Consider the following 23404-nt stretch of genomic DNA (forward strand, 5'->3'; position numbering starts at 1 on the left):
ATATAAACAAAACAGCCAAGCAAAAGCTTGGCTGTTTCATGTAAATTTTATAATTATTCTGTCACTTCAATCGCCAGACCAGCTTGAGAAGTCAGTTCAGTGAAGGTTGGGAAACTGGTTGCGACGGTTTCAGTCCCAACAATCTTGATTTCACCTGAGTTACGCAGACCTGCAATCGAGAAGCTCATGGCAATACGATGATCATGATGCGATTCAATTTTACCGCCAGTAAAGATTGGTGACCAGTCGCCTGTCTTACCTTTACCTTCGATAATGATGCCATCATCAGTTGGCGTACAGTCAATGCCCATGGTTTTCAGACCATCTGCCATCACTTGAATACGATCCGATTCTTTGACACGCAGTTCAGCAGCACCAGTTAGAATCGTTTGGCCTTCTGCACATGCAGCAGCAATGAACAATGCCGGGAATTCATCAATTGCTAGTGGCACTTGGTCTTCCGGCATATGAATGCCTTTTAAGGTACGTGTACCGCGAATACGAATGTCTGCAATCGGTTCACCGCCAGCGATGCGTTCATTTTCAACGCTGATATCGGCTCCCATCTGTTTCAGGATTTCAATCACACCAGTACGGGTCGGGTTAATGCCTACCGCTTCCAAAGTCACGTCTGAATTTTCAGTAATCGCTGCACCGACCATAAAGAAAGCTGCAGATGAAATATCAGAAGGCACCTGAATGTTAGTACCCACCAGCTTGCCGCCACCTTGCAGGGAAATACGGTTGCCTTCAGTTTTTACTTCATAACCAAAAGCACGCAACATACGTTCAGTATGGTCACGGGTTGGTTCAGGTTCAGTCACTGAAGTTTCACCTTCCGCCCAAAGACCCGCCAGCAGAATACCTGATTTCACCTGAGCAGATGCCATTGGCAAGTCGTATTGAATACCTTTCAGGTTTTGATTACCCGTAATCGATACTGGTGGTGTACCACGTTCACCCGTAGTTTGAATCTGCCCGCCCATCAAACGTAATGGCTTGGCAATACGTTCCATCGGACGTTTAGACAGTGAAGCATCACCGGTCATCACCGAATCAAATTTTTGCGCTGACAACATGCCAGACAGCAGACGCATCGAAGTACCCGAGTTGCCCATGTAAAGCGCAGACTTCGGTGCTTTCAGACCTTGCATACCCACACCATGAATGGTCACTTCACCATTTTTCGGGCCTTCGATGCTCACGCCCATGTCACGGAAGGCTTGTAAAGTTGCAAGCGCATCTTCACCTTCAAGAAAACCCGTCACATGCGTTGTGCCTTCAGCGATGGCACCAAACATGATGGAACGGTGTGACACAGATTTGTCACCTGGCACGGTAAATTTACCCTGGAACGTCTTGGCACCTGGTTGAATGGTAAATTGTTGTGTCACTTTATATTTCTCCATGAGAGGTTTCTTGGCGAGCATATGATTGAAGTGCTGACGCGCGGCTTGCGCATGCCCCAACAAGCCCATTAAGGCTTGTGAATCTTCATCTTCAATCAGCTTGCGGATAATCGCGAGTTGAGCTTCAAAGCCGTCCACGGCATTGAGAATCGCCTTTTTATTGGCAAAAAAGATGTCATGCCACATTTGTGGATCACTGGCGGCAATACGCGAGAAGTCACGGAAGCCACCGGCAGCATAACGAAAAATATCCAGATTGTCTTCGCGTTTGGCCAGTTGTTCGACCAGGTTGAAGGCCATCAGATGCGGAAGATGACTGGTATGTGCCAGCACTTCATCGTGCTTTTCCACATCCATACAAATTACTTCCGCTTTTGCCGCCTGCCACAGTTGAATCAGCTTCTCGACCGCCCATTGTCCGCTGCTTGGCAACGGTGTCAAAATCACCTTGTGATTGGCAAATAGATCCACCTTACCCGCATGTACACCAGTATGTTCTGCACCCGCAATTGGATGCCCCGGCACAAAACCGGCTGGCAGATTTTCACCAAACACAGCTTTGGCTGCTTCTACCACATTGCCTTTGGTACTGCCAACATCGGTCAGAATGGCATTTTCCAACAAATAAGGCTTGATCGTTTCTAGCACTTTCTGGGTAGCACGAACAGGTAATGCCAGCACCACCAGATCTGCTCCTTTAACGGCTTCTATAGGATCTGCATAGCCGTGGGAAATCAGACCAAGTGCCTTGGCATCTTCCAAGGTTTTTTGTGAGCGGGTCGATGCCACGATGTCATTGGCTAAATGCTCAGCCTTGATGATACGCGCCAGACTTGAACCAATCAGTCCAAGTCCGATAAAGGCAACTTTTTCAAACAGTGGCTGCAACATAACTTAAGCTTTCGCCTCTAAGCCAAGCACTTTGCCTAATGCAGCAAGGAATTTGGCATTTTCAGCTTCAGTACCAATCGATACGCGCAAGTGGTTTGGAATACCCACTGGACGCACGATCACACCTTCTTTCAACAACTTGTTAAATGTTTCCGCTGGATCAGCCTGTACATCGACCAAGATGAAATTCGCGCGTGAAGGTACATAGTTTAGGCCCAAAGCTTTGAAGCCAGCTTCTAGCTGTGCCATACCTGCTTTATTTACTTCACGAGATTTCTCGATGAATGCTTCGTCTTTCAGTGCAGCAACCGCAGCCACCATCGCTAAATGGTTGACGTTAAATGGCTGACGGATACGGTTCAAGTAATCAGTTACTTCAACAGATGCCAAAGCAAAACCAACACGCAGTGCAGCCAGACCATAGCACTTAGACAGCGTACGACTCACGATCAGATTTGGATACTGTTTCAGGAATTTCAGGCTGTTGAAGTTTTCCGGGAAATATTCAACATAAGCTTCGTCCAGTACCACGATGACATTCGCTGGCACTTTCTGCATGAAGGCTTCAAATTCAGCTTCTTCGAACCAGGTGCCTGTCGGGTTGTTCGGGTTCGCAATAAAGATCAGCTTAGTGTTGTCTTTCACCGCAGCCGCCATCGCTTCAAGGTCATGTGAGAAACCTTTTGCTGGGACTTCAATTGCTTCTGCATTAATCGCTTGAGTGACCAATGCATATACCGCAAATGCGTGCTGGCTATAAATCACAGAATCGCTTGAAGAAACAAATGCACGGGCAAATATTTCAAGTAAGTCGTTTGAACCATTACCCAAAGTAATCTGATCATGATCAAAACCGAATTGTGTCTTGATCTGATCTTTCAGGATAAAGCCACCGCCATCAGGATAACGGCCAATTTCCGCCAGTTCCGCAGCCACTGCTTCTTTGACTTTATCTGAACAGCCCAGCGGGTTTTCATTTGAAGCCAGTTTCACGATATCAGTGATGCCCAACTCACGCTCAAGTTCACTGATCGGTTTACCTGGTTGATATGGCTTTAATTTAAAGATGCCTTCATTGGCTGGGACAAACGACATTTTATACTTCCGATTTACAGATGAAACAGTGGTTAGCACCCTCGCACTAACCACGAAAGGCTGCTTTTATAAAACAGCTGCAGGATATGAACCAAGCACGCGGACTTCTTTCACAAGCGGACGAATTTCTTCGATCGCAGCTTTAACATTTTCCTGCTCAATATGACCTTCAAGATCGATAAAGAATACATAAGCCCATTTTTCAGGAAGTGCAGGTCGAGTTTCAATACTGGTTAGACTAATGTTGTGTTTGGCAAATGGAGCCAGAATCTCTAGCAATGCACCGGCACGGTCATGTGCAGAAACCAGTAATGAAGTTTTATCATTACCACTTTGTGGCACTTTTTCACGGCCAATTACCAGGAAGCGTGTAGTGTTTTCTGGATTGTCCTCAATATTGCTGTGCATAATCTCAAGATTATAAATATTCGCAGCAATTTCAGAAGCAATCGCAGCAGAATGCCATTCATTCTGAATACGGCGCGCAGCTTCAGCATTTGAACTGAGTGCCACACGTTCTACACCTGGATAATGAGCATCCAGCCATTTACGGCACTGAGCCAGAGTTTGCTGATGTGCATAGATCTGCTTAATACTGTCTTTACGGGTATTTTCAGAGATCAGGAACTGGTGATGAATGGGTAATTCTACTTCGCCAATCACATTCAGATGCGAAGTCTTGAAACAGTCTAAAGTGTGGTTCACTACCCCTTCAGAGGAGTTTTCAACCGGTACCAGACCATAATGTGCACTGCCCGCTTCTACTTCACGGAACACTTCATCAATGGTGGGTAATGGACGAACCACAGCATCATGACCAAAATGTTTCAATACTGCTGAATGTGTGTAGGTACCAACAGGTCCCAAGAATGCAATACTTTGCGGTGCTTCAAGCGCCAAACAAGCCGACATGATCTCGCGGAACAGACGTGCCATCGTCGTATCTGACAATGGTCCTTCATTGCGCTCCATAACATTGCGCAAAACCTGTGCTTCACGTTCCGGACGGTAAAACAGCGGATTTTCTTCAGATGCGAATTTTGCTTTTGCTACAGCCTCAGCCAAACGTGCACGACGGTTAATCAATTGCTGGATTTGTTGATCAACTGAATCGATATCTTCACGAATTTTAGCCAAGTCTAAAGAAGCCGTTGTGTTTTGATCGTCGTTGATCATCGTGATGTCGCCCTTCATAAACCTTATCTGTGCAGTATAACAATTAGTGCGCTGCAAATGTTACACAATATAAATTTAGTAGATTAATTCTTAAAAACAGGGAGTTGATTTTAACCGTTCATCGCTTTAGTCATATCTGGTAACATTTCTTTCAGCATTTTCGCATGTTTTACATTATCAAATTGTAAACTTTGCCTGCTCATCTTAACTGATTTCTATCAAGATGAAATATCACTATTTCTTAATCTACATAACGATTTTAAGCATAAGAAAATAAAAATAAAGCTATCTCGATACCTCTAGTTTGACTACTTAAAATCTGAGTGACAGTTCACAATAAAATGCACATAGAAAACTGTTTTTTCGATCATTTTCCTTTGATTTTATTGGATTTTTTACACTAAATCACTATTTAGTTACAAAGCAGAGACGTTTTTTAAACCTTAAATCGCTAGTCTAATTTAAAACTATATTGGAGGTGCCTATAATGCCAAAAAGAATAGCGGTACTTGTAACGAATAATTTTGAAGATCTTGAATATACTGAGCCTGTTGCGTCCTTACTCGCTGCAGAGCACAGTGTCTGTAATATTGAACTACATGCCGGAAAAGTCGTACATGGACTCCATGGCCAGTCGAGTGTAACCATTGATCGGGGAATTGATCATATCAGTATTGATGATTTTGATGGCCTACTTATTCCGGGCGGTGAATCGCCTGTATCCCTCGCCAACGATACGCGAGTCTTACATTTCATTCAGGCTTTTAATGAGGCCAAAAAGACCATCTTCAGTCTTTGTGACGCATCTTTATTACTCAGTGAAGCTGATGTTTTAAAGAACCGGATCATTACCAGTATCCGTGCGCATGCACCTCGGGTACAACATGCGGGTGCGACTTATTATGATGTCGAACTAGTCAATGACAATAATCAGCTGATTTCATCTCGAGTACCAAATGATTTGCCAATTTTTATTCATGAATGTCTGGATGTATTAAAATCTTAAAATAATAAAATATCTAGATTTCAAGAATATTCTTTCCATAAAAAAAGAGTCCATTTCGGACTCTTTTTTTTATCTGTTAAGTTTTAACGTCCAAGCAGACCGCGAGCGACAATTTCTTTCATGATTTCATTGGTACCGCCATAGATCCTTTGAATGCGGGCATCAACAAAGAAACGCGAAATCGGATATTCAGTCATATAGCCATAACCACCAAAGAGCTGAAGCAGATTGTCAGCAACTTTCATCTGCATATCTGTTGAGAAGCTCTTTAGCGCTGCTGCAGTTTCAACATCTAGCTTGCCTTGCATATACAACTCAACATTCTGGTTATAGAAAGCTGCTGTTGCCAGCTCGTCAATCTTGGCCTGTGCCAGTACAAAACGGGTATTCTGGAACTGACCAATCGCCTGACCAAAGGCCTGACGCTCTTTGACATATTGAGTCGTTACATCAATCGAGCCACGAATGGCGCCCAGTGCAGTAGCAGCAATAGCGGTACGTTCACGTGGGAGTTCCTGCATTAGGTATACAAAGCCCTGACCTGGCTGACCCAGCAACTGATCTTTCGGTACTTTGACATTATCGAAGAACAGCTCTGAAGTATCCTGTGAATGCAGACCAATCTTGTCCAGATTCTTACCTTTTTTAAAGCCTTCCAGATGCGTATCCACCAGCATCAAAGACACACCTTTGGCGCGTGCTTGCGGATCGGTTTTCACGGCTAATACGACTAAGTCAGCATGCTGACCATTAGAGATAAAAGTTTTAGAACCATTCAATAAATAATGGTCATCCTGCAAGATGGCATTGGTTCGCATGGCTTGCAGATCAGAACCAGCACCCGGCTCAGTCATGCCAATCGCACCGACCACTTCACCAGACACCATTTTCGGTAACCAGTATTTTTTCTGTTCTTCAGTACCAATATGCAGGATATACGGCGCTGCGATATCCGAATGGCAAGACAGACCAGTTGAAATTGCGCTATAGCCTGCTCTTGCCGACTCTTCGATTAACATCAGGGAATAGTGGGTCGGAACACCGTAGCCACCATATTCTTCCGGAACATCGACACATAAGAAGCCATTTTCACCCATCGCATTCCAGACCGAACGCGGCATCATGCCTTCACGCTCCCACTCTTCATAGTAAGGCGCTACATGTTCATTCATAAAGCGTTTGAAATTGTCGCGGAAAAGTTCCAGGTCAGCATCGTAAGCCAGCATTCTTTTATCCTTATCGTGTTTATCGTTTTATTTCCTGTGCACAGGCTAACTATTTTTAGAAAGGCTGTCATGTGCCTGACTTATTTTTTCGCTAACTTCACAGTCAGATAAAAATAAAAAAGGAAGCCGAAGCTTCCTTTTTATGAACTACAAGACGAACTCGAATTTAATGAGCGTTGTTGCCTTCCTGCGCCATTTTTTCATCAATTTCAGCCGGATTTGCTAATGCATAGTTCAGCTTGTCCATGTCTAACTGACCGACCCATTTTGCTACAACCAGAGTTGCCAAAGAGTTACCGACCAGATTGGTCAAGGCACGAGCTTCAGACATGAAGCGGTCAATACCGAGAATCAAGGCCAGACCTGCAACCGGAATATTACCTACAGCCGCTAAGGTTGCTGCCATCACGATAAAGCCTGAACCTGTTACACCCGCTGCACCTTTAGAAGAAATGAGCAATACGAGAAGCAAGGTAATCTGGTGAGACAAATCAAGTTGCGTATTGGTCGCCTGTGCAATGAAGATTGCCGCCATTGTCAGGTAAATCGAAGTACCATCCAAGTTGAATGAATAACCTGTTGGAATGACCAGACCTACCACTGACTTTTCAGCACCTGCAAGCTCAAGTTTTTTCAGCATACGTGGCAATACAGATTCAGACGATGAAGTACCCAGTACAATCAACAGCTCTTCACGAATCAGGCGAATCATCTTGACAATGCTAAAGCCGGTAAAACGAGCAATTGAACCCAGCACAATAAAGATGAACAGCAAACAGGTGATATAGAAGCAGATGATCAACTGGGCCAATTGCGCCAGAGAACCGATCCCATATTTACCGATCGTGAAAGCCATCGCACCAAATGCACCAATAGGCGCAAGTTTCATGATCATGTTCACGATGTTAAAGAACACATGTGAAATCTGATCTACCAGTTTGAGGACTGGCTTACCTTGTGCACCCAGTTTGTGTAATGCAAAACCGAACAGGATCGCAAATAAAAGGACTTGCAGGATTTCGCCTTCAGCAAATGCTCCAACCACCGTATTTGGAATGATATTCATAAAGAAATCAATGGTAGACTGAGAAGCACCCGACTCTACATATTTAGAAATCCCGGCCGTGTCCAGCGATGCCGGATCAACATTCATCCCAACGCCTGGCTTAGCAATATTAATTACTAGAAGACCAATGATCAGCGCTATCGTTGACACGATTTCGAAGTAAAGTAGAGCGACACCACCAGTTTTACCAACTGATTTCATACTCTCCATGCCTGCGATCCCACTAACCACGGTACAGAAAATCACAGGTGCGATGATCATTTTAATTAAACGGATAAATGCATCACCCAGCGGCTTCAGTTGTTCGCCCAAACCTGGAACATATTGTTCTGCACCATTAATGATTTGTGTACCACTTGGCGAGAAATGTCCGACGAGGATACCCGCAATAATGGCTACAATCACTTGAAAATAAAGCGACTTATAAATTGGTTTTTTAGCCATAACCTTACTTCACGATATACTTCTAACCAGAAGCAATATTCAGTTTTCACTTATTTTTAAAAAACAAGCGTCCAATACTTCATTGTCTGAAACAAAAAAGTGCCTATGTATCAAAAAATTAATCTGATACTGAAATTAGAATGTGTATGTACATTTAACAATCACAGGAACACTGATCTTTAAGAAAAGTCAGTGCATTGATCAGAAGATAAAGCAAACACAAGAATTGCGTGAAATTTTAACCGCTTTTTAGACTTTTGTTTAACCCGAAATGTTAAATTTGCCTAAATACTAAACAATACCTCTTAGACTATAGTCTTATAAAACTATAATAATTCTGCAAAATAAGAAGGTGAAATACCAATATCAGCGTAAAATATGCCAATACTTGATGAACATGATTGATCTATGCCCATGACCACAAAGCGAAATATTTATAAAGATGCCGAACATCCTTTTGCCCAGTTTATTCGTATTATTGGCAAGGGAAAAAATGGTGCACGTTCTTTAAGCTATGAAGAAGCCTATCAGGCTTTTAGCATGATCCTGAAAAATGAGGTGCTGGACGTACAACTGGGGGCTTTTCTGATGCTATTACGTGTCAAGGAAGAATCTGTTGATGAACTCGCAGGCTTTGTGCAGGCGACCCGGGACCAGCTGAATTTTAAGGCACTGGATGTTGATCTGGACTGGTCCTCTTATGCAGGCAAACGCAAACATTATCCTTGGTTCATTCTGGCTGCGCTTACCCTTGCCAAGCATGGCTATAATATCGTGATGCATGGTGCTTCGGGCCATACCTTAAATCGGGTGTATACTGAACAGGTACTTAACTACTTAGGCTATCCAATCTGCCAGAATGATGCTGACGTGGAACAGCAGCTTAAAGACAAACATTTTGCTTACCTGCCTTTGGAGGTGATTTCCCCAATTCTGGCTGAGCTGATCGGGCTACGTAATGTCATGGGCTTACGCTCCCCAATTCATACGCTGGCACGTCTGATTAATCCATTTAATGCCAAAGCGACTTTACAGGCTATTTTCCACCCTGCTTATCGTAGTTCACATCAGCAGTCTGCTTATAAGTTAGGTTATCAAAATAGTGCAGTCATTAAAGGTGAAGGTGGCGAATTTGAACGTAACCCGGATGCCAAAACTTTAATCTGCGGGATTAAGAATGGCGAACTTTATGAGCACGAATTACCAAAACTGACTGACAACCGTAGTCCGATTGAAGAAGAGCTGGATATGGCTGTGTTTAAGCAAGTATGGGAAGGTCAACGCTTACATGAATATGGTGAGATCGCTGTTGTTGAAACTATGGGCATTGCACTGTATACCATGGGTGAATGTGGCAGCTATGAAGCGGCGATGCAAAGAGCCAGAGAGCTTTGGGATACCCGTCTTTCGGTTTGATCAGACCTGAAAACAAACATTAAAAAAGACCACATCTGTGGTCTTTTTTGGTTCCGATTAAACGAAACGGATTGGCTTGAATTCCGGCTCATTTTTGTGATGATCATCATCACATTGTTCGCCTTCTTCTTTAGTGCCACGATCGATATAACCGCTACGTTCGGTTTCTGGCAGGTTTTTCATTTCCCAGGCATAGACAGCCTGCATACAGGTCTGACGCTGCTCCTGAGTCAGTGCCACACCATTCGGCCACTTGCCAATTTCAATGGCTGTTCTTAAGCGTTCTACAATCTCAGGATTGAGTACGGCAAGCATTTGTTCAATATTCATATTTAATCCTGCTTAAGATAGTCGAAGTCCTGATTCCAGCCCAGTTTGGTTCGACATGCATTATAGAAGTCATAACCTGGCGGATGCAGAAGATTCAGTTTAAAGGGATGCTTACGAATATGGACGCTATCGCCAACATTCAAAGACACACTGTGTTGTCCATCCGCACTCACCATCGGCAGTACGCGATTTTCACGAATCATTAGTTTAATTTCACTATGCCCACCGACCACAATCGGACGTGAAGACAAGGTATGCGGATGCATCGGCACCAGCACAATTGCATCCATACTTGGATGCACAATCGGTCCACCACCGGACAGTGCATAGGCTGTTGAACCGGTCGGTGTAGATACAATCAGGCCATCACTATGCTGGCGATAGACATATTGTCCATCAATATTCAGTTCGAAATCAATCATGTGTACCGATTTGCCCGAGTGTAAGACCACATCATTTAGGGCAATCGCGTCATAAATGATTTCACCTTTAGAGCGAACTTCCATTTCCAATAAGAAACGGCGTTCTACCTGAAAATCACCTTTTAATACCTGATCCAGTTTGAAGATGACTTCAGTTGGCTTGATATCAGTCAGGAAGCCCAAACGACCACGGTTCACCCCGATCACTGGCGTATTGTATTTTACCAATGCCCGCGCTGCATGTAACAGTGAACCATCCCCACCTACCACAATGACCAGATCAACCACTTCGCCCAATAAGGCACGGCTAACTGTTTGGGTATTCTGATAAGGAACCAGTTCAGCTGTATCTGCATCAAAAACAGGATGTAGACCTAAATTGAGCAGATGATCGTGGATCAGGCATAAGGTTTCAACCACTGAAGATTTATCCGGGCGTCCAATCAACCCGATATTTCGAAATGTCTTGTGGGAAATTTGCACCAGTGTCGTCGCTCCGCTTCGAATCCTGCTTATCATAACATTAAGCTTGAATAGGATGACAATTTATAACATGACAAAGCTATGCAGGATTGAATTGAAATAGATTGAAATTAAGGAGAAAATGTGAAGTTTAATTTTAATTTTAATCTCAATAATTGATTAAATATTGCAAAATAATGAAAAGCTTCGCATGATTAGCACAATTTCACAGGGTCTTATCGTCATTTATGAAATCTGAACGAGGTATGGGGTTCATTGCCTTAATCTTCTCCATTCTAGTCATTTCTGCATTTGTAGCATTTAGTATCTATTTGATTAAATTAGATAATATTGTGCGTGAAAAATTTGAAGGCCAACGCTGGGATATTCCGGCCAAGGTTTTCGCACGCCCGATGGAAGTGTATGTAAATGCCCCGGTCAGCCAGCAGGATTTCCAACAAGAATTAAAATTACTGGGTTATAAAGGTTCAGACAGCTATACCAAATCGGGCAGCTTTGTCAGCACTGGCAATACCATGTATGTACATACCCGTGGCTTTGACTTTGGCGATCGCGTTGAACCTGAACAAGTATTGAAAGTCAGCTTTAATGACGATCAGATTACTGAAGTAAGTGCGACCAAGCCCTCTTCTAGCGGGATTGCCCGTCTGGAACCTTTATTGATTGGCGGTATTTATCCACAGCATAATGAAGACCGTGTGCTAATTAAGCTCAATAAAGTGCCTAAACCGTTAATTGATGCTTTAATTGCTACTGAAGACCGCAATTTCTACAATCACCATGGTGTATCTCCACGCGGGATTGCACGTGCAGTGGTGAGCAATATTACTGGTGGTAAGCGTCAAGGTGGTTCAACCCTCACCCAGCAGCTGGTCAAGAATTTCTACTTAACACCAGAACGCACCTTAAAACGTAAGGTGAATGAAGCCTTTATGGCGATGCTGATTGAATTACATTATGGCAAAGATGAGATTCTGGAAGCTTATTTAAATGAAGTGAATTTGGGCCAAAATGGCAACTATTCTGTAAATGGTTATGGTCTTGCTTCACAATTTTATTTTGGCCTCCCGTTACGTGAACTGAATATTTCTCAACAGGCCTTTTTAGTCGGTCTGGTACAAGGTCCAAGTCTGTACAACCCATGGCGTAATCCTGAACTTGCGAAAAAACGTCGTGATGTGGTTCTGAATAATATGCTGGTAATGGGTAATCTGACCCAAGATCAGTATGAAACAGAAACTGCCCGTCCGCTGAACGTCATTTCCAAGCCAACTTTGGGCCCTGCCCGCTTCCCGGATTTTCTGGACATTGTTCGCCGTCAATTGCGTACCGAATATCAGGAAACTGATTTAACCAACCAGGGTCTGCGTATTTTCACCACCTTAGATCCATTGGCACAAACCCGAATTCAAGACAGCTTTAAGGAAAGTGTAGCCCGTTTAAGCAAAGCCAATCCAGGCCGTCTAAAAGATTTGCAAGGCGCTGTTCTGGTCGCACACCCTGAGAATGGTGAACTGGTTGCAGCAGTAGGCTCTACTCAGGACTTTACCGGTTTTAACCGTGCTTTAGATGCCAAACGTCAGGTTGGATCTTTACTCAAACCGGTGATTTATCTGACAGCGCTAGAATCAAATCGTTACCACTGGGCCAGTCCAATTGAAGACAGTCAGATCACCATTCAAAGTGATGGCAAACCATGGACTCCGAAAAACTATAGCGGTAGTGTACATGGTGTAGTACCGATGTCTCTTGCCCTATCACAATCCTATAACCTGTCTGCGGTGCGTTTGGCACAGGAATTTGGCCTGTCAACCTTTATTAACCATTTGCAAAAATTTGGTGTGACTTCTGACATACCAAATTATCCATCTATTTATTTAGGTGCGGTAGATATGTCACCGATGGAAGTGATGAATATTTACGGCAACTTCGCAACAGGTGGCTTTAAATATCCGGTGAAATCGATTCGTTCTGTAGTCGATGCGAATGGCCACTCGCTTGAACGTTACAGCTTAAGTGTTCAGCCGACGATTGATCCAGCATCAGCCTATGCTCTGAATTATGGTTTACAACAGGTCATGTCGAGTGGTACTGGTCGTTCTGCTTATAACAGTTTGCCACGTAACCTGAATCTGGCGGGTAAATCGGGTACGACAAACGATACCCGTGATTCATGGTTTGCAGGTTATTCTGGCAATTATATCACAGTGGTCTGGTTAGGTCTGGATGACAACAAAGTCACTGGATTAACCGGTTCTTCAGGTGCCCTTCCGGTCTGGACCAATGTCATGAAACAGCTACGTCAGAAGCCGGTGAATCTGGCTCAGCCTAATGAAATTGAATGGCACTGGCTGGACCGTTATACAGGTAAACTGACTGCCCAAGGCTGTGATGGTGCCATGTATATTCCGATTTCACGCCATGCTCTACCAAATCAGGCGACTGCTTGTGGCATCTCACATTACGCCACCGAGCCTTATACGATTGATTCAGAACCTTCACTAGAAGATGAGGAAGAAGATGATCTCAGTCGTTATATACAAGAAAGTGAAACAGAAATAGAACGCGAAGTTGCTAAACAAACCCGTATTATCGCGAGTGGAAGTTATAGCCAATAATTGAGCCTATGTTTATGTTAAGAAAATTGATTCCTGGTCTGCTCATCCTCGGTCTGGTGGGCTGCCAAAGCATGTCGGAACCAGAACAGCCTGCGGCTCCGTCCAAACCTCCGGTTCAGCAAAAACCGAAGTCCTCTACACCTGATGGTGTAGTGATTACGCCCTATGATCGACCAGAGATTAAACGTCAAAAAATTGTGATCCCTGAGCAAAAGCCCCAGTCACAAAAATTTGATGACGGACGTAACTTACCTGCATTTAAAAAATTGATGAAGCAAACTCAGCAGGCTTATAGCAAGCAGCAATATAATCAAGCTGAAACTTCTGCAGTCCAGGCCCAGCGTTTGGCACCTCAAGCCTCAGAAACTTATCTGTATCTTGGTCTGATCGCAAACCGTAAAAACCAGCCGGCCCGTGCAGATGCTTTTGCCCTACGTGGTTTGAGTTATGCGCAAACCAATGCAATGAAAAAGCAGCTCTGGCAGGTACGCCTGAAAGCAGCTCAACTGCAAAAAAACACCAAAGCCATTCAGCAAGCTCAGCAGGCCTTAAAGAAATTTTAAGGCCCTGACGTGAGCCTAGTTATTTATAATAAGTTTTTGACTTAAACATAACGGATCCCTGCAATCCCATAAGCATGCTGGTTTTGAGCATAGTCTAGATCTTCAGCCTTCATACCACCTAAGGCAAATACAGGAATCTGTACCTGTTTAGCCATCTGTTTAAATTTTTCCCAGCCCAAAGCTGCGGTATCAGGATGTGTTTCTGTTGCCAGTACCGGGCTGAGTAAAGCTGCTTCACAGCCTATGTTTTCTGTATGTTTTAATGCTTCCAGATCGTGACAGGCTGCAAGATAACGATAACCACCAGCCAGCTCCCCTTTTTGTAGTTGCATCAATTGAGACTGTTTCAGGTGAATGGTACGAATGGTTTGCTGCTGCAATTCATTCAGTTGTGACCAAAGTCCCTGATTGATGATCAATCTGGATAACTGATCGACTGGAATCTGTTGTAACTGGCTGATGTATTCAGGGCTGGCCATTACTCGCCAATATAGCATCTGGTCTTTTTCCAGATTATTCAGGTGACTTAAGTCGTCAGAAATTTTGATCTTCCGCGGCCATTGTAGCTTTTGAATCATGGCCTGATTCGCTTTAGGAAAGTTCAGCTCACTGAGTTCATCCCGGCTATACCAGCGCCAAGGCTGCTTGATCTCAGCTAATTGTTCTGGCTGAACCGAAGCATGGAAAATATGCAGATTGACGATGACATCTTCATATTCATGCGAAATAAAATCAAAGGTATGCCATTGCTCAATATCAATTCTGACTTCTTCAATCACTTCACGTCGACATGCCTCTACAGGCAATTCGCCCTGTTCTAGTTTTCCGCCTGGAAACTCATATTTATTGCCCTGATGCTGTTTGGCTTCACGCCAACCGACCAGAACCTGATTTTGATGAAATAAAATAGCGATTGCGACATGAATTGTGGCTTTGGACATAATGTTCTGAACCATTGAAGTTTTACAGATTGTAAGCAAATTAGAGTTTTTTATAAATGAAGCAATTATTCGTTGACAGATCTATTCGATAATGATTATCATTTAAATCAATCCAAAACACACCACGGAGTCGACGGAATGAACGCACCATTTAGCCTATTTACCCGTAATAATGATACTCAGCATGCGCTACCGATGTTGCATTCGAACAATTTATTTGCGCTAGGACGAGAAATCCGGATCATGCATGCGGGTGAAGAATACCGTCTACGTTTGACTCGTAACAATCGTCTCATCCTGACTAAGTAATTTAAATACTCCAAAAATAATAAACGTGGGAACAGGCAGTATGAATCAGCGCATACTGCTTTTTTAATTGCTAGATCCAATGACTATATTAGGGTGTGTTGACACTTTTAGCTTAAAAAATAGCGAAGTAGTAAAATCAAATCGCCAAACCCAATTTTACTATTCGCTATGCCTCGTACCATGCTGACAGATCAACACTGGCAAAAGTTGAAAACTATTTTGCGTAATTTATCTATTCATCACAACTCAAACTTACGTAATTTTATTGAAGCTATTCTCTATAGAATTAGAACAGGCTGTCCGTGGCGAGATATTCCTTCCTATTTCGGTCAATCAAACTCTATTTTCAAACGTTTTAATCGTTGGTCAAGCAGTGGTAAGTTGCTTAGATTATTCAAATTATTAGCATCATGCCCCGATATGGAGTGGATTTTTATTGATGGCTCTCACGTACGTGCTCATCAACATTCTGCCGGTATAGCGAATCAATCCATTTCTAAAAGTGTAGGAGGAAACTCCTCAAAAATACATTTGATTGTTGATGCAAATGGCAATCCTGTTGATTTCATGATTACCGATGGAACCACACATGACGTCAAAGTTGCACCTGATTTAATATCAACATTAGACTTAAAAGAGACAAAAGTGGTCTGCGCAGATAAAGGCTATGATTCAGAACCACTGCGTGAACAGATCAGAAAAACAGGGACAAAAGCGAATATACCAAAGAAAATAAATAGCCAATCGAACAATGATCATATGGACTGGTATTTATATAAAATCAGGCATTTAGTTGAAAATATGTTTTGTAGATTAAAGCAATTTAGAGGAATAGCTACTCGATATGACAAGCTCAAAAGAAATTATCAAAGTTCTGTTGCCTTAGCCTGTATATTTTTATGGCTACCTTTATAGGTTTAATTATGAACAGTAAATGTCAACAGACCCTATTTAGATTGAAAAATTAATGAAACTTTAAGTCCACCCAAAACTGACGGCGCATAATCAATCTTGGCCGTATGTAACTGCATAATCTTTTGACAAATCGACAGTCCCAAACCTGAACCTTGTGTTCGCGTGCCCAAGGCGCGGTAAAAACGCTCACCTAAACGTTGAACAACTTCTTCCTGAATTCCCTCTCCCGAATTTTCAATCACGAGTTGTAGATTCTGGCTTTCAACTATCGTCTTGATTTCGACCTGTCCCTGCACAGGCGTATAACGAATGGCATTATCAACCAGATTGCGGATACAGCTAAAAATCAGCTCTGCATTTGCTTCAATCACTGCATCTTCGAGTTTTAAGTTCCAGTGAATCTCTTTTTCCTGAGCAAGAGGTTTTAAAGCTTGTAAGACCTCCTGAACCAATACTTTAAGATTCACCTGCTGTTTGGGCAGCTGCTCTGCATGTTCTGGATCAAGCCGAGCCAATAGCAATAAGTTTTCCAGAATCTGCGTTCCGCGGTTGACGTCATTCTGAATCATCTGTAACGCTTGCCTAAGTTGGGCATCTTCCTGATATTTACGTTTCAGCACCTGTAAACGCATTTGAATGGCAGACAATGGGGAACGCAACTCATGTGAAGCGTCGGCAGTGAAACGTTGCTCGGCAGCCAATGATTTTTCCAGCCTGCTCAACATGGCATTCAGCTGACGGACAATCGGTTGCAGTTCAGTAATCTCAGGATCAGGACTTTGAACCGGACTGAGATCTTGAGCAGATTTGGAACCAATTTCTCGGGAAATTTTATTTAAAGGTCTTAATTGCCGCTTAATGGCAAAACGTAAAATCAGCCACTGTAATATCCATAGGATAAATAAAATCCCGGCGAAACCTAAAGTCGTTTGCCAAAGCTCATCAAAGCGTACTGAAAGCGGTTGTACCACTTTCACTTTCAAGTCTTGATCTTCAGCAATCAGGATGCGAATAAAATGGCCATTTTCATAATCAAAGTGAAATCCGTTTTTCTGTGCAACTGGTATCTCATTAATCAGTTCATCATCAATTGAAGTGGTCAGTACCTGCTGATTCAGTAGTAAGGCATATTGAATATCAAACTGCTCACTGATTTCATCGACCTGCGTATTTTTGGCTTGGTTCACATCTCCTAGAAGTAACTCTGAAATTTCTTCCATCAGGTCATCATGCAGATCAATCGCCTGATAGCTGGAAATTCCCAATAACAGCAGCCACGCCAGAAATCCTGCCAGTATGGAACTGAACATGGCATGTTGAATCAGCCGACTTTGCAGGGAAATAGGTGCCTTCATATGGAGGCCTCGGGTTTATGCATCCGGTAGCCCAAGCCACGAATGGTTTTAATCATCTGGCTACCAATTTTTTTACGTAGCTGATAAATAAAGACTTCAATCGCATTGCTTTCGATTTCATCTCCCCAGGCATAGAGTGATTCTTCCAGCTGTTCTCGGGTAATGATATGTTCTGGTTTTTGCATCAGCTTATATAAAATCTGGAATTCTTTTGCAGTCAGATTAATGCTCTGCCCCGCCTTCATTACAGTCTTGGCCTGATTGTCCAGACTAAGATCCTGCCATTGCAGGATATGATTTGGCATTTGCTGTTTTTGTCTGAGCTGGGCACGAACGCGAGCGGAAAGTTCTTCCAGACTGAAAGGTTTTACCAGATAATCATTGGCCCCTAGATCGAGTCCTGCGACCCGATCATGAATACTGTCCTTGGCGGTAATAAATATAACGGGCGTATCTTTCTGTTTATTGCGCAAGCTTTTAAGAATGTCGTCTCCGGTTGCATTCGGCAGGCCACGGTCCAGCAAAATACAGTCATACTGATGCTGTTCAATCGCCAGAATGGCATGATCCCCACGATCAACCCGATCAATCACATAACCGTCCATTTCCAGCCAGGTTTGAATACTTTCCGCCTGAGATTCATCATCCTCTGCCAAAAGAATACGCATGTTATGCTCCGCTTGTTTTACCTTTCTATCTTGCCTTGAAAAAGTTTCAGACTCAAAAAAACCACATGCTTTTTGGTAACTTGCATGTGGTTTTTTGTTGCTATCTTCAGATTCAGTTCAGGAAATCATGCTGAAATTAAAACTGAACTTGGTCGACATCAATTTCAACACGTTTCGCAGGTTTATAGTCAATGTCCACTTCACCAATGATTACCACAGGTGTTTTAGCTGATACTGGTTTACCCTGCCAAAGTTCATCATCAATTTCGACAGTAATGGTGCCGGTATTGTCACGGAACTGGTATTTTTCATCACCGACAGCTTTTACCACATAACCTTTTAGCTGTACCTTGCTGTCATCTTTCATGGTCAACGCTTGCTTAACTGTAGTCGTTTTAGCAAATGCAGCCTGATTCACCGCAGTTTCACTACTCGCAACTGCGGCAGTCCCAATTGAACCCATTAATGCAGCTGCTAAAACAGTATTCATCATCATTTTCATTGCAGTTACCTCTTTTTAAAGTCTTGCCCTGTTTCGATAATGCTATTAAAACAGCCGAAGATGAATTGAATCTTAAGATCGCTTCATCTTCAGAATTAATTTAATGGCACAACTCTCAAAACTTCTTCAAGCGTGGTGACCCCTTCCAGAATCTTGCGAGCACCGGCAATCCGTAAAGGTTCTACCCCTTCTTTTTTTGCCTGCTGACGTAACTGATTCAGATTAGCATCCGCTCCGATCAACTGCTTGGTAGTCAGGCTAAGCGGCATAAACTCATAAATCCCGATTCGGCCTTTATAACCGGTATGGCGACACTCTTCACAACCGACTGCTTTAAAAACAAATTCCGGACGTGGTAAAGGATAGTCCACCGCCAGATGCTGCCATTCCTGCTCATCCAGGAAACTCTCCTGCTTGCAGTGCGGACATAGCTTACGTACCAGACGTTGGGCCAAAACGCCCAAGATAGTCGCTGCTGTTAAAAATGGTTGTACGCCCAGATCATGCAGACGAGTCAGACTCGACGGCGCATCATTGGTATGCAAGGTAGAAAGTACTAAGTGACCAGTTAAGGCTGCCTGAATCGCCATATTGGCCGTATCTTGGTCACGAATCTCGCCGACCATAATAATGTCCGGATCCTGACGCATCAGTGCACGCACACCATCGGCAAAGCCCAGTTCAATCCCGGTATTGACCTGCATCTGGTTAAAGCTCGGCTCGAGCATTTCAATCGGGTCTTCAATGGTACAGACATTGACTTCTTCGGTCGCCAGCTGTTTCAGTGTCGAATACAAGGTCGTAGTTTTACCTGAACCGGTCGGGCCTGTGACCAGAATAATACCGTGACTGTGACTGGTCAGATTATTCCAGTCATTGAGTAAATGTCCTTCGAAACCGAGCTGCTGAAAACTTCTGACTAGAACTTCTGGGTCAAAAATACGCATTACCAGCTTTTCACCAAATGCGGTAGGTAAGGTCGATAAACGCAGTTCAGTTTCCTGCCCTTTCGGAGTCCGGGTTTTTAAACGGCCATCCTGTGGTTTACGTTTTTCTGCCACATTCATCCGGCCCAAGATTTTGATTCGGGAAATGACCGCAGTCAAGGTATTGGCTGGCATGTTATAGATGGTATGCAATACCCCATCAATCCGGAAACGGATTTTGCCGGTGTCTTTGCGCGGTTCCATATGGATATCACTGGCACCCTGCTCAAAGGCAAACTGCAACACCCAGTCTACCAGTTTCACGATATGCTGGTCATTGGCATCCGGATTCTGGGAATCACCCAGTTGCAGCAAGGCTTCTACACCTTTATTTTCCCGCTCATAAGCAGATGATTTTTGCGAGCCACTGACTGCACGACTGACCTGATAATACTCAACAATATAACGCTGGAGCTGTTCCGGATTGAGCAATACCCGTTCAATTTTTTTCGGTGCAATATTCTGTTCGAGATTAGATACCCATTCAGTTTTATAAGGCTGATCTGTGGCGATCAGAACTTTATCTGGTTGAATTTCTACTGCCAGAATACGGTTACGCAATGCATATTCCTGTGACATGACATTGGTCAAGGCCTGCACATCAGCTTTGAGTGGGTCAATGATATAGAACATTAAACCGGTTTTTTCTGCCAGCCACTGGCATAAGCGGTTGAGTGTCAAAGTACTTTGAGGATGGGACTGATCAACCAGACTAAAGTTCGCGATCCATTGTAAAGGATGCCATTTTATTTGTTCACGTTGCCGATGTGTGGTCTGAACTCGTATCCGGTCACGTTCAGTTATTTTTCCGTCTTTTAAAAGCTGATCCAAACACCAGCCTGTATCAATTTCAAAATCAAATTTCATGATTGATGGTCCCCAAAACTGTCTCCACTATAACAAGTTTTTCCTGTTTTTCGCATTCCATTGCGACTTCAAAACTAGAAAGCGGATTTATCTTTCATGAATATTAAGCACATCATATGGGTTTTAGTTCATAACCTTTTTCTGCTTGTCGATGTGTCAATTTTTCGCCTATATTTCAATCAGGATATCTTATTTAATCGCTGAGGCCAGGTATGGATTTAAGCGTGGTTCCCTTAAGTGAAAGTAGCTCCTTTCATGAGTTGCTTACCATCCTGACTGCTGCCTTAGGATGTGGTTTACTAATCGGGCTGGAACGTGAACGGCACAAACAGCGTGAGGAACAGGCCAGTTTTGCCGGGCTACGCTCTTTTGCCATCTGTGCTTTATTAGGCGCATTGTGCTTTCTATTTGGAATGGCAATGGGTCTGGCCGGTGCACTCATTATTGGCGGCATTGTCATTTTTTCTATTAGAAACCAGATAGAAGATCCGGGAATTACAACTGAATTGGCCTTTATCATGACCTATTTTATTGGGGCGATTTGTCTGTGGAATATTCCTCTGGCTGCAGGACTAGCAGTTCTGATCACGATAATTTTAATGGCCAAACACTCTATGCATAATATTGCCGGACAGTGGATTACTGAGGCTGAATTTAGGGATGGATTACTATTATTAGCCTTAATTCTGATTGGTTTACCACTAACCCCTGACCGACCTTTATGGGGTGAAGTGCTGAACCCTTATCTGATTTTAAAATTAGTAATTCTCATACTGGTAGTTCAAGCTTTGGCACATATCGCTAAACGTTTCTTCTCGACTAAAAATGCCCTGATGCTGTCCTCCATTGCTTCCGGTTTTGTTTCCAGTACCGCCACTATTGCTCAATTAGGTATACAGGTCCGTAAAGGTGAAATGGATGCAAAATCCAATGCCGGTGCCGCGCTGATGTCATGTATCTCGACTATTGTGTTGCTATTGATTGTGGTCGGGGGCGTATCCTGGAGCTGGCTTAAAATCCTGCTCTTGCCCTCTTTAGTTGCCGTAATCCTTCTGGCAGCTTGTGCATTTTTATTATTGCGCAAGGCAAAACCTGCGCCGAGCATGGAATCATCAGACAGCCAGATGTTTAGCTTAAAAGAAGCGGTGATTATTGCAGTGACATTAACATTGATTCAGGCTGGAGTTTACGGACTGGAGGTCTGGCTCGGGGATGCCGGCTTACTGGCCGGGACCTTACTTGCCTCTTTGTTCGAGATTCATGCCGCGATGGCCAGTGTTGTCGTTCAAGGCGATCCCTCCAATCTACGTTTGATTTATGCCTTGCTTTTAGGTCTGGGTGCTCATGCCTTGGCCAAGTCAGCCAATGCCGCTTTGACCGGAGGCTTGAAGTTTGTCCTTTATTTCGCGCCTGTGCAGATTTTGCATATGGTAGTTTTGATTGGCTTGTTGTGGTGGATAGTTTTTGATTATTAAGTATATATAAATATTTAATTTTTATTTATTTTTCAATTTTAATTTTAATATTTTCTCGCTATAATTGATTTGCTTTACGTTTACACAACAATTGAATTAATATAATTTTTATAAGGTATTTATGAAATTTAAGGCTTTATCATTCGCAATTTTTAGTGCCTTCATGTTAACTGCATGTGGTGGGGGTTCATCTTCTGATTCAAATGGCGGTAATACTGGAACTGGAACTGGAACTGGAACTGGAACTGGAACTGGAACTGGAACTGGAACTGGAACTGGAAATACTACCCTTACAAAACCTGCCTTCCAACAATGGTCATCATTCTATATTGATGAATATTCCGATTCAGACATAAATTATGAAATTGAACAGCTAACCTTTGATCAAGGAAATGTCTATATTAAAGTTGATGAGACAACAGGCTGGGATGAAAGTGAAACTTTCTATCTAACTGAAAATGGATTATATGATCACGGTTCTACACATGCGACCTATGGCAAATTGCAAGGGACTATTACGGCTAATGCAACCACTTGGAAGCAAGTTCCATATTCTCCAATTAATTCCACAGGATTAAGCAGTACACTTACATTCAAGGTCTTTGATATTAGTGGTAAAAATATTGCTCAAGTCCTCAGTCCAGACCATTATGTCAATTTAAAATATAATTTACTCGATACCTACCCTATGGGAGAAAAAGGGGAAGATTTTTATCGAGTACTTTCTAATTCAACCTTCCCTTCCGGATCTACTTGTATTCAACTCCAAACTATTAATAACTCACAAAAATATATTGAGTTATATAAATATTCACTTGAAGATTATGTACAAGATTATTTAAAACTTGAATGGGCTGATATTTCAAAAGATAGTAAATATGCCAAACATACTTTTAAGGATGCTATAGCATATCTAGATCTTAGAGAAGATCAGCAATGGGGACTAGCTGAATATAAGAACAAATATTATGAAGTTGATTATCATCCAGCTGGAGAGGAATACAATATCAAAAATATTTTAACCGCATCTAAAGCACTGGTTAATTCAGCATCTGCTCAGGACAAACCAGCTCTACAGGAATATGCAACTTTACAAGAAAATGCATGCACTTTATTTAATAATACTGCATCTGAAGAATTAAGAAAGCAAATTAAAAAATACTCGTAACAACTTGATATAAAGTACTTCGAGTGCTGTAGATTAATATTAAATAGGAACTCCAATTTAGTTGAGGTTCCTA

At 42.8% G+C, this 23404-nt stretch carries 20 protein-coding genes; 8 read left to right on the forward strand and 12 right to left on the reverse strand.

Annotated features, from left to right (window positions below; all coding sequences use genetic code 11):
• Positions 1–53 precede the first annotated feature (53 nt).
• The 3 genes from ACWM1W_RS09805 to pheA form a co-directional block, all read right to left on the reverse strand.
• A complete protein-coding gene (locus ACWM1W_RS09805; protein WP_375725518.1) occupies positions 54–2300 on the reverse strand; it encodes a bifunctional prephenate dehydrogenase/3-phosphoshikimate 1-carboxyvinyltransferase in 2247 nt (748 codons plus the stop codon).
• A 3-nt stretch (positions 2301–2303) separates the two neighbouring features.
• The gene (hisC, locus tag ACWM1W_RS09810) at positions 2304–3395 is read right to left on the reverse strand and encodes a histidinol-phosphate transaminase (protein WP_034703728.1); all 1092 of its coding nucleotides are present in this window, start codon (positions 3393–3395) and stop codon (positions 2304–2306) included.
• Positions 3396–3461: 66 nt separating this feature from the next.
• A complete protein-coding gene (gene pheA, locus ACWM1W_RS09815) occupies positions 3462–4571 on the reverse strand; it encodes a prephenate dehydratase (RefSeq protein WP_034170724.1) in 1110 nt (369 codons plus the stop codon).
• A gap of 487 nt (positions 4572–5058) precedes the next feature.
• Here pheA and ACWM1W_RS09820 point away from each other — a divergent pair, with 487 nt between their 5' ends.
• On the forward strand, positions 5059–5577 hold the full coding sequence (locus ACWM1W_RS09820; RefSeq protein WP_375725517.1) for a DJ-1/PfpI family protein: 519 nt from the start codon (positions 5059–5061) through the stop codon (positions 5575–5577).
• An 83-nt stretch (positions 5578–5660) separates the two neighbouring features.
• On the opposite strand, the gene ACWM1W_RS09825 is transcribed toward ACWM1W_RS09820, so the two are convergent.
• Both ACWM1W_RS09825 and ACWM1W_RS09830 read right to left on the reverse strand, forming a co-directional pair.
• Entirely contained in the window at positions 5661–6803 is a 1143-nt protein-coding gene (locus tag ACWM1W_RS09825; protein ID WP_005236468.1) for an acyl-CoA dehydrogenase family protein, read from the reverse strand.
• A 166-nt stretch (positions 6804–6969) separates the two neighbouring features.
• A complete protein-coding gene (locus tag ACWM1W_RS09830) occupies positions 6970–8313 on the reverse strand; it encodes a dicarboxylate/amino acid:cation symporter (protein ID WP_375725516.1) in 1344 nt (447 codons plus the stop codon).
• Between the two features lie 414 nt (positions 8314–8727).
• Between ACWM1W_RS09830 and ACWM1W_RS09835 the strand changes: the two genes are divergently transcribed.
• Positions 8728–9729, forward strand: a complete 1002-nt coding sequence (locus ACWM1W_RS09835; protein WP_375725515.1) for a glycosyl transferase family protein — start codon at positions 8728–8730, stop codon at positions 9727–9729.
• A 57-nt stretch (positions 9730–9786) separates the two neighbouring features.
• Here the strand turns inward: ACWM1W_RS09835 and ACWM1W_RS09840 are convergent, their stop codons facing one another.
• Both ACWM1W_RS09840 and ACWM1W_RS09845 read right to left on the reverse strand, forming a co-directional pair.
• The gene (locus ACWM1W_RS09840; RefSeq protein ID WP_004784238.1) at positions 9787–10059 is read right to left on the reverse strand and encodes a YeaC family protein; all 273 of its coding nucleotides are present in this window, start codon (positions 10057–10059) and stop codon (positions 9787–9789) included.
• Between the two features lie 2 nt (positions 10060–10061).
• A complete protein-coding gene (locus tag ACWM1W_RS09845) occupies positions 10062–11000 on the reverse strand; it encodes an NAD(+) kinase (protein WP_375725514.1) in 939 nt (312 codons plus the stop codon).
• A 191-nt stretch (positions 11001–11191) separates the two neighbouring features.
• On the opposite strand from ACWM1W_RS09845, the gene mrcB reads away from it, so the two are divergent.
• Together mrcB and ACWM1W_RS09855 are read left to right on the forward strand one after the other, a co-directional pair.
• Positions 11192–13582: a penicillin-binding protein 1B gene (gene mrcB / locus ACWM1W_RS09850; RefSeq protein ID WP_375725513.1), complete on the forward strand. Its 2391-nt coding sequence runs from the start codon at positions 11192–11194 to the stop codon at positions 13580–13582.
• Positions 13583–13596: 14 nt separating this feature from the next.
• The gene (locus tag ACWM1W_RS09855) at positions 13597–14145 is read left to right on the forward strand and encodes a tetratricopeptide repeat protein (protein ID WP_034703724.1); all 549 of its coding nucleotides are present in this window, start codon (positions 13597–13599) and stop codon (positions 14143–14145) included.
• Positions 14146–14186: 41 nt separating this feature from the next.
• On the opposite strand, the gene ACWM1W_RS09860 is transcribed toward ACWM1W_RS09855, so the two are convergent.
• A complete protein-coding gene (locus tag ACWM1W_RS09860; RefSeq protein ID WP_375725512.1) occupies positions 14187–15086 on the reverse strand; it encodes an NUDIX domain-containing protein in 900 nt (299 codons plus the stop codon).
• A 138-nt stretch (positions 15087–15224) separates the two neighbouring features.
• On the opposite strand from ACWM1W_RS09860, the gene hemP reads away from it, so the two are divergent.
• Positions 15225–15395 (forward strand): hemin uptake protein HemP, encoded by a 171-nt coding sequence (gene hemP / locus ACWM1W_RS09865; RefSeq protein WP_004784247.1) that lies wholly within the window; start codon positions 15225–15227, stop codon positions 15393–15395.
• Positions 15396–15563: 168 nt separating this feature from the next.
• The gene (locus ACWM1W_RS09870; RefSeq protein WP_261634917.1) at positions 15564–16310 is read left to right on the forward strand and encodes an IS5 family transposase; all 747 of its coding nucleotides are present in this window, start codon (positions 15564–15566) and stop codon (positions 16308–16310) included.
• A gap of 32 nt (positions 16311–16342) precedes the next feature.
• On the opposite strand, the gene ACWM1W_RS09875 is transcribed toward ACWM1W_RS09870, so the two are convergent.
• The 4 genes from ACWM1W_RS09875 to ACWM1W_RS09890 form a co-directional block, all read right to left on the reverse strand.
• On the reverse strand, positions 16343–17665 hold the full coding sequence (locus ACWM1W_RS09875; RefSeq protein ID WP_034170731.1) for a sensor histidine kinase: 1323 nt from the start codon (positions 17663–17665) through the stop codon (positions 16343–16345).
• On the reverse strand, positions 17662–18333 hold the full coding sequence (locus ACWM1W_RS09880; protein ID WP_005236483.1) for a response regulator transcription factor: 672 nt from the start codon (positions 18331–18333) through the stop codon (positions 17662–17664). The genes ACWM1W_RS09875 and ACWM1W_RS09880 overlap by 4 nt, the downstream gene beginning before the upstream one ends.
• Positions 18334–18469: 136 nt before the next feature.
• Complete coding sequence (locus ACWM1W_RS09885; protein ID WP_005236486.1) at positions 18470–18835, reverse strand: NirD/YgiW/YdeI family stress tolerance protein; 366 nt, start codon at positions 18833–18835, stop codon at positions 18470–18472.
• 95 nt (positions 18836–18930) lie between these two features.
• On the reverse strand, positions 18931–20688 hold the full coding sequence (locus ACWM1W_RS09890) for a GspE/PulE family protein (RefSeq protein WP_375726251.1): 1758 nt from the start codon (positions 20686–20688) through the stop codon (positions 18931–18933).
• Between the two features lie 212 nt (positions 20689–20900).
• Between ACWM1W_RS09890 and ACWM1W_RS09895 the strand changes: the two genes are divergently transcribed.
• Together ACWM1W_RS09895 and ACWM1W_RS09900 are read left to right on the forward strand one after the other, a co-directional pair.
• Complete coding sequence (locus tag ACWM1W_RS09895; RefSeq protein ID WP_005236489.1) at positions 20901–22163, forward strand: MgtC/SapB family protein; 1263 nt, start codon at positions 20901–20903, stop codon at positions 22161–22163.
• A 121-nt stretch (positions 22164–22284) separates the two neighbouring features.
• Entirely contained in the window at positions 22285–23331 is a 1047-nt protein-coding gene (locus ACWM1W_RS09900; protein ID WP_395522161.1) for a hypothetical protein, read from the forward strand.
• Positions 23332–23404: the final 73 nt, after the last annotated feature.

The organism is Acinetobacter sp. TW_SC_4 (assembly GCF_054861205.1).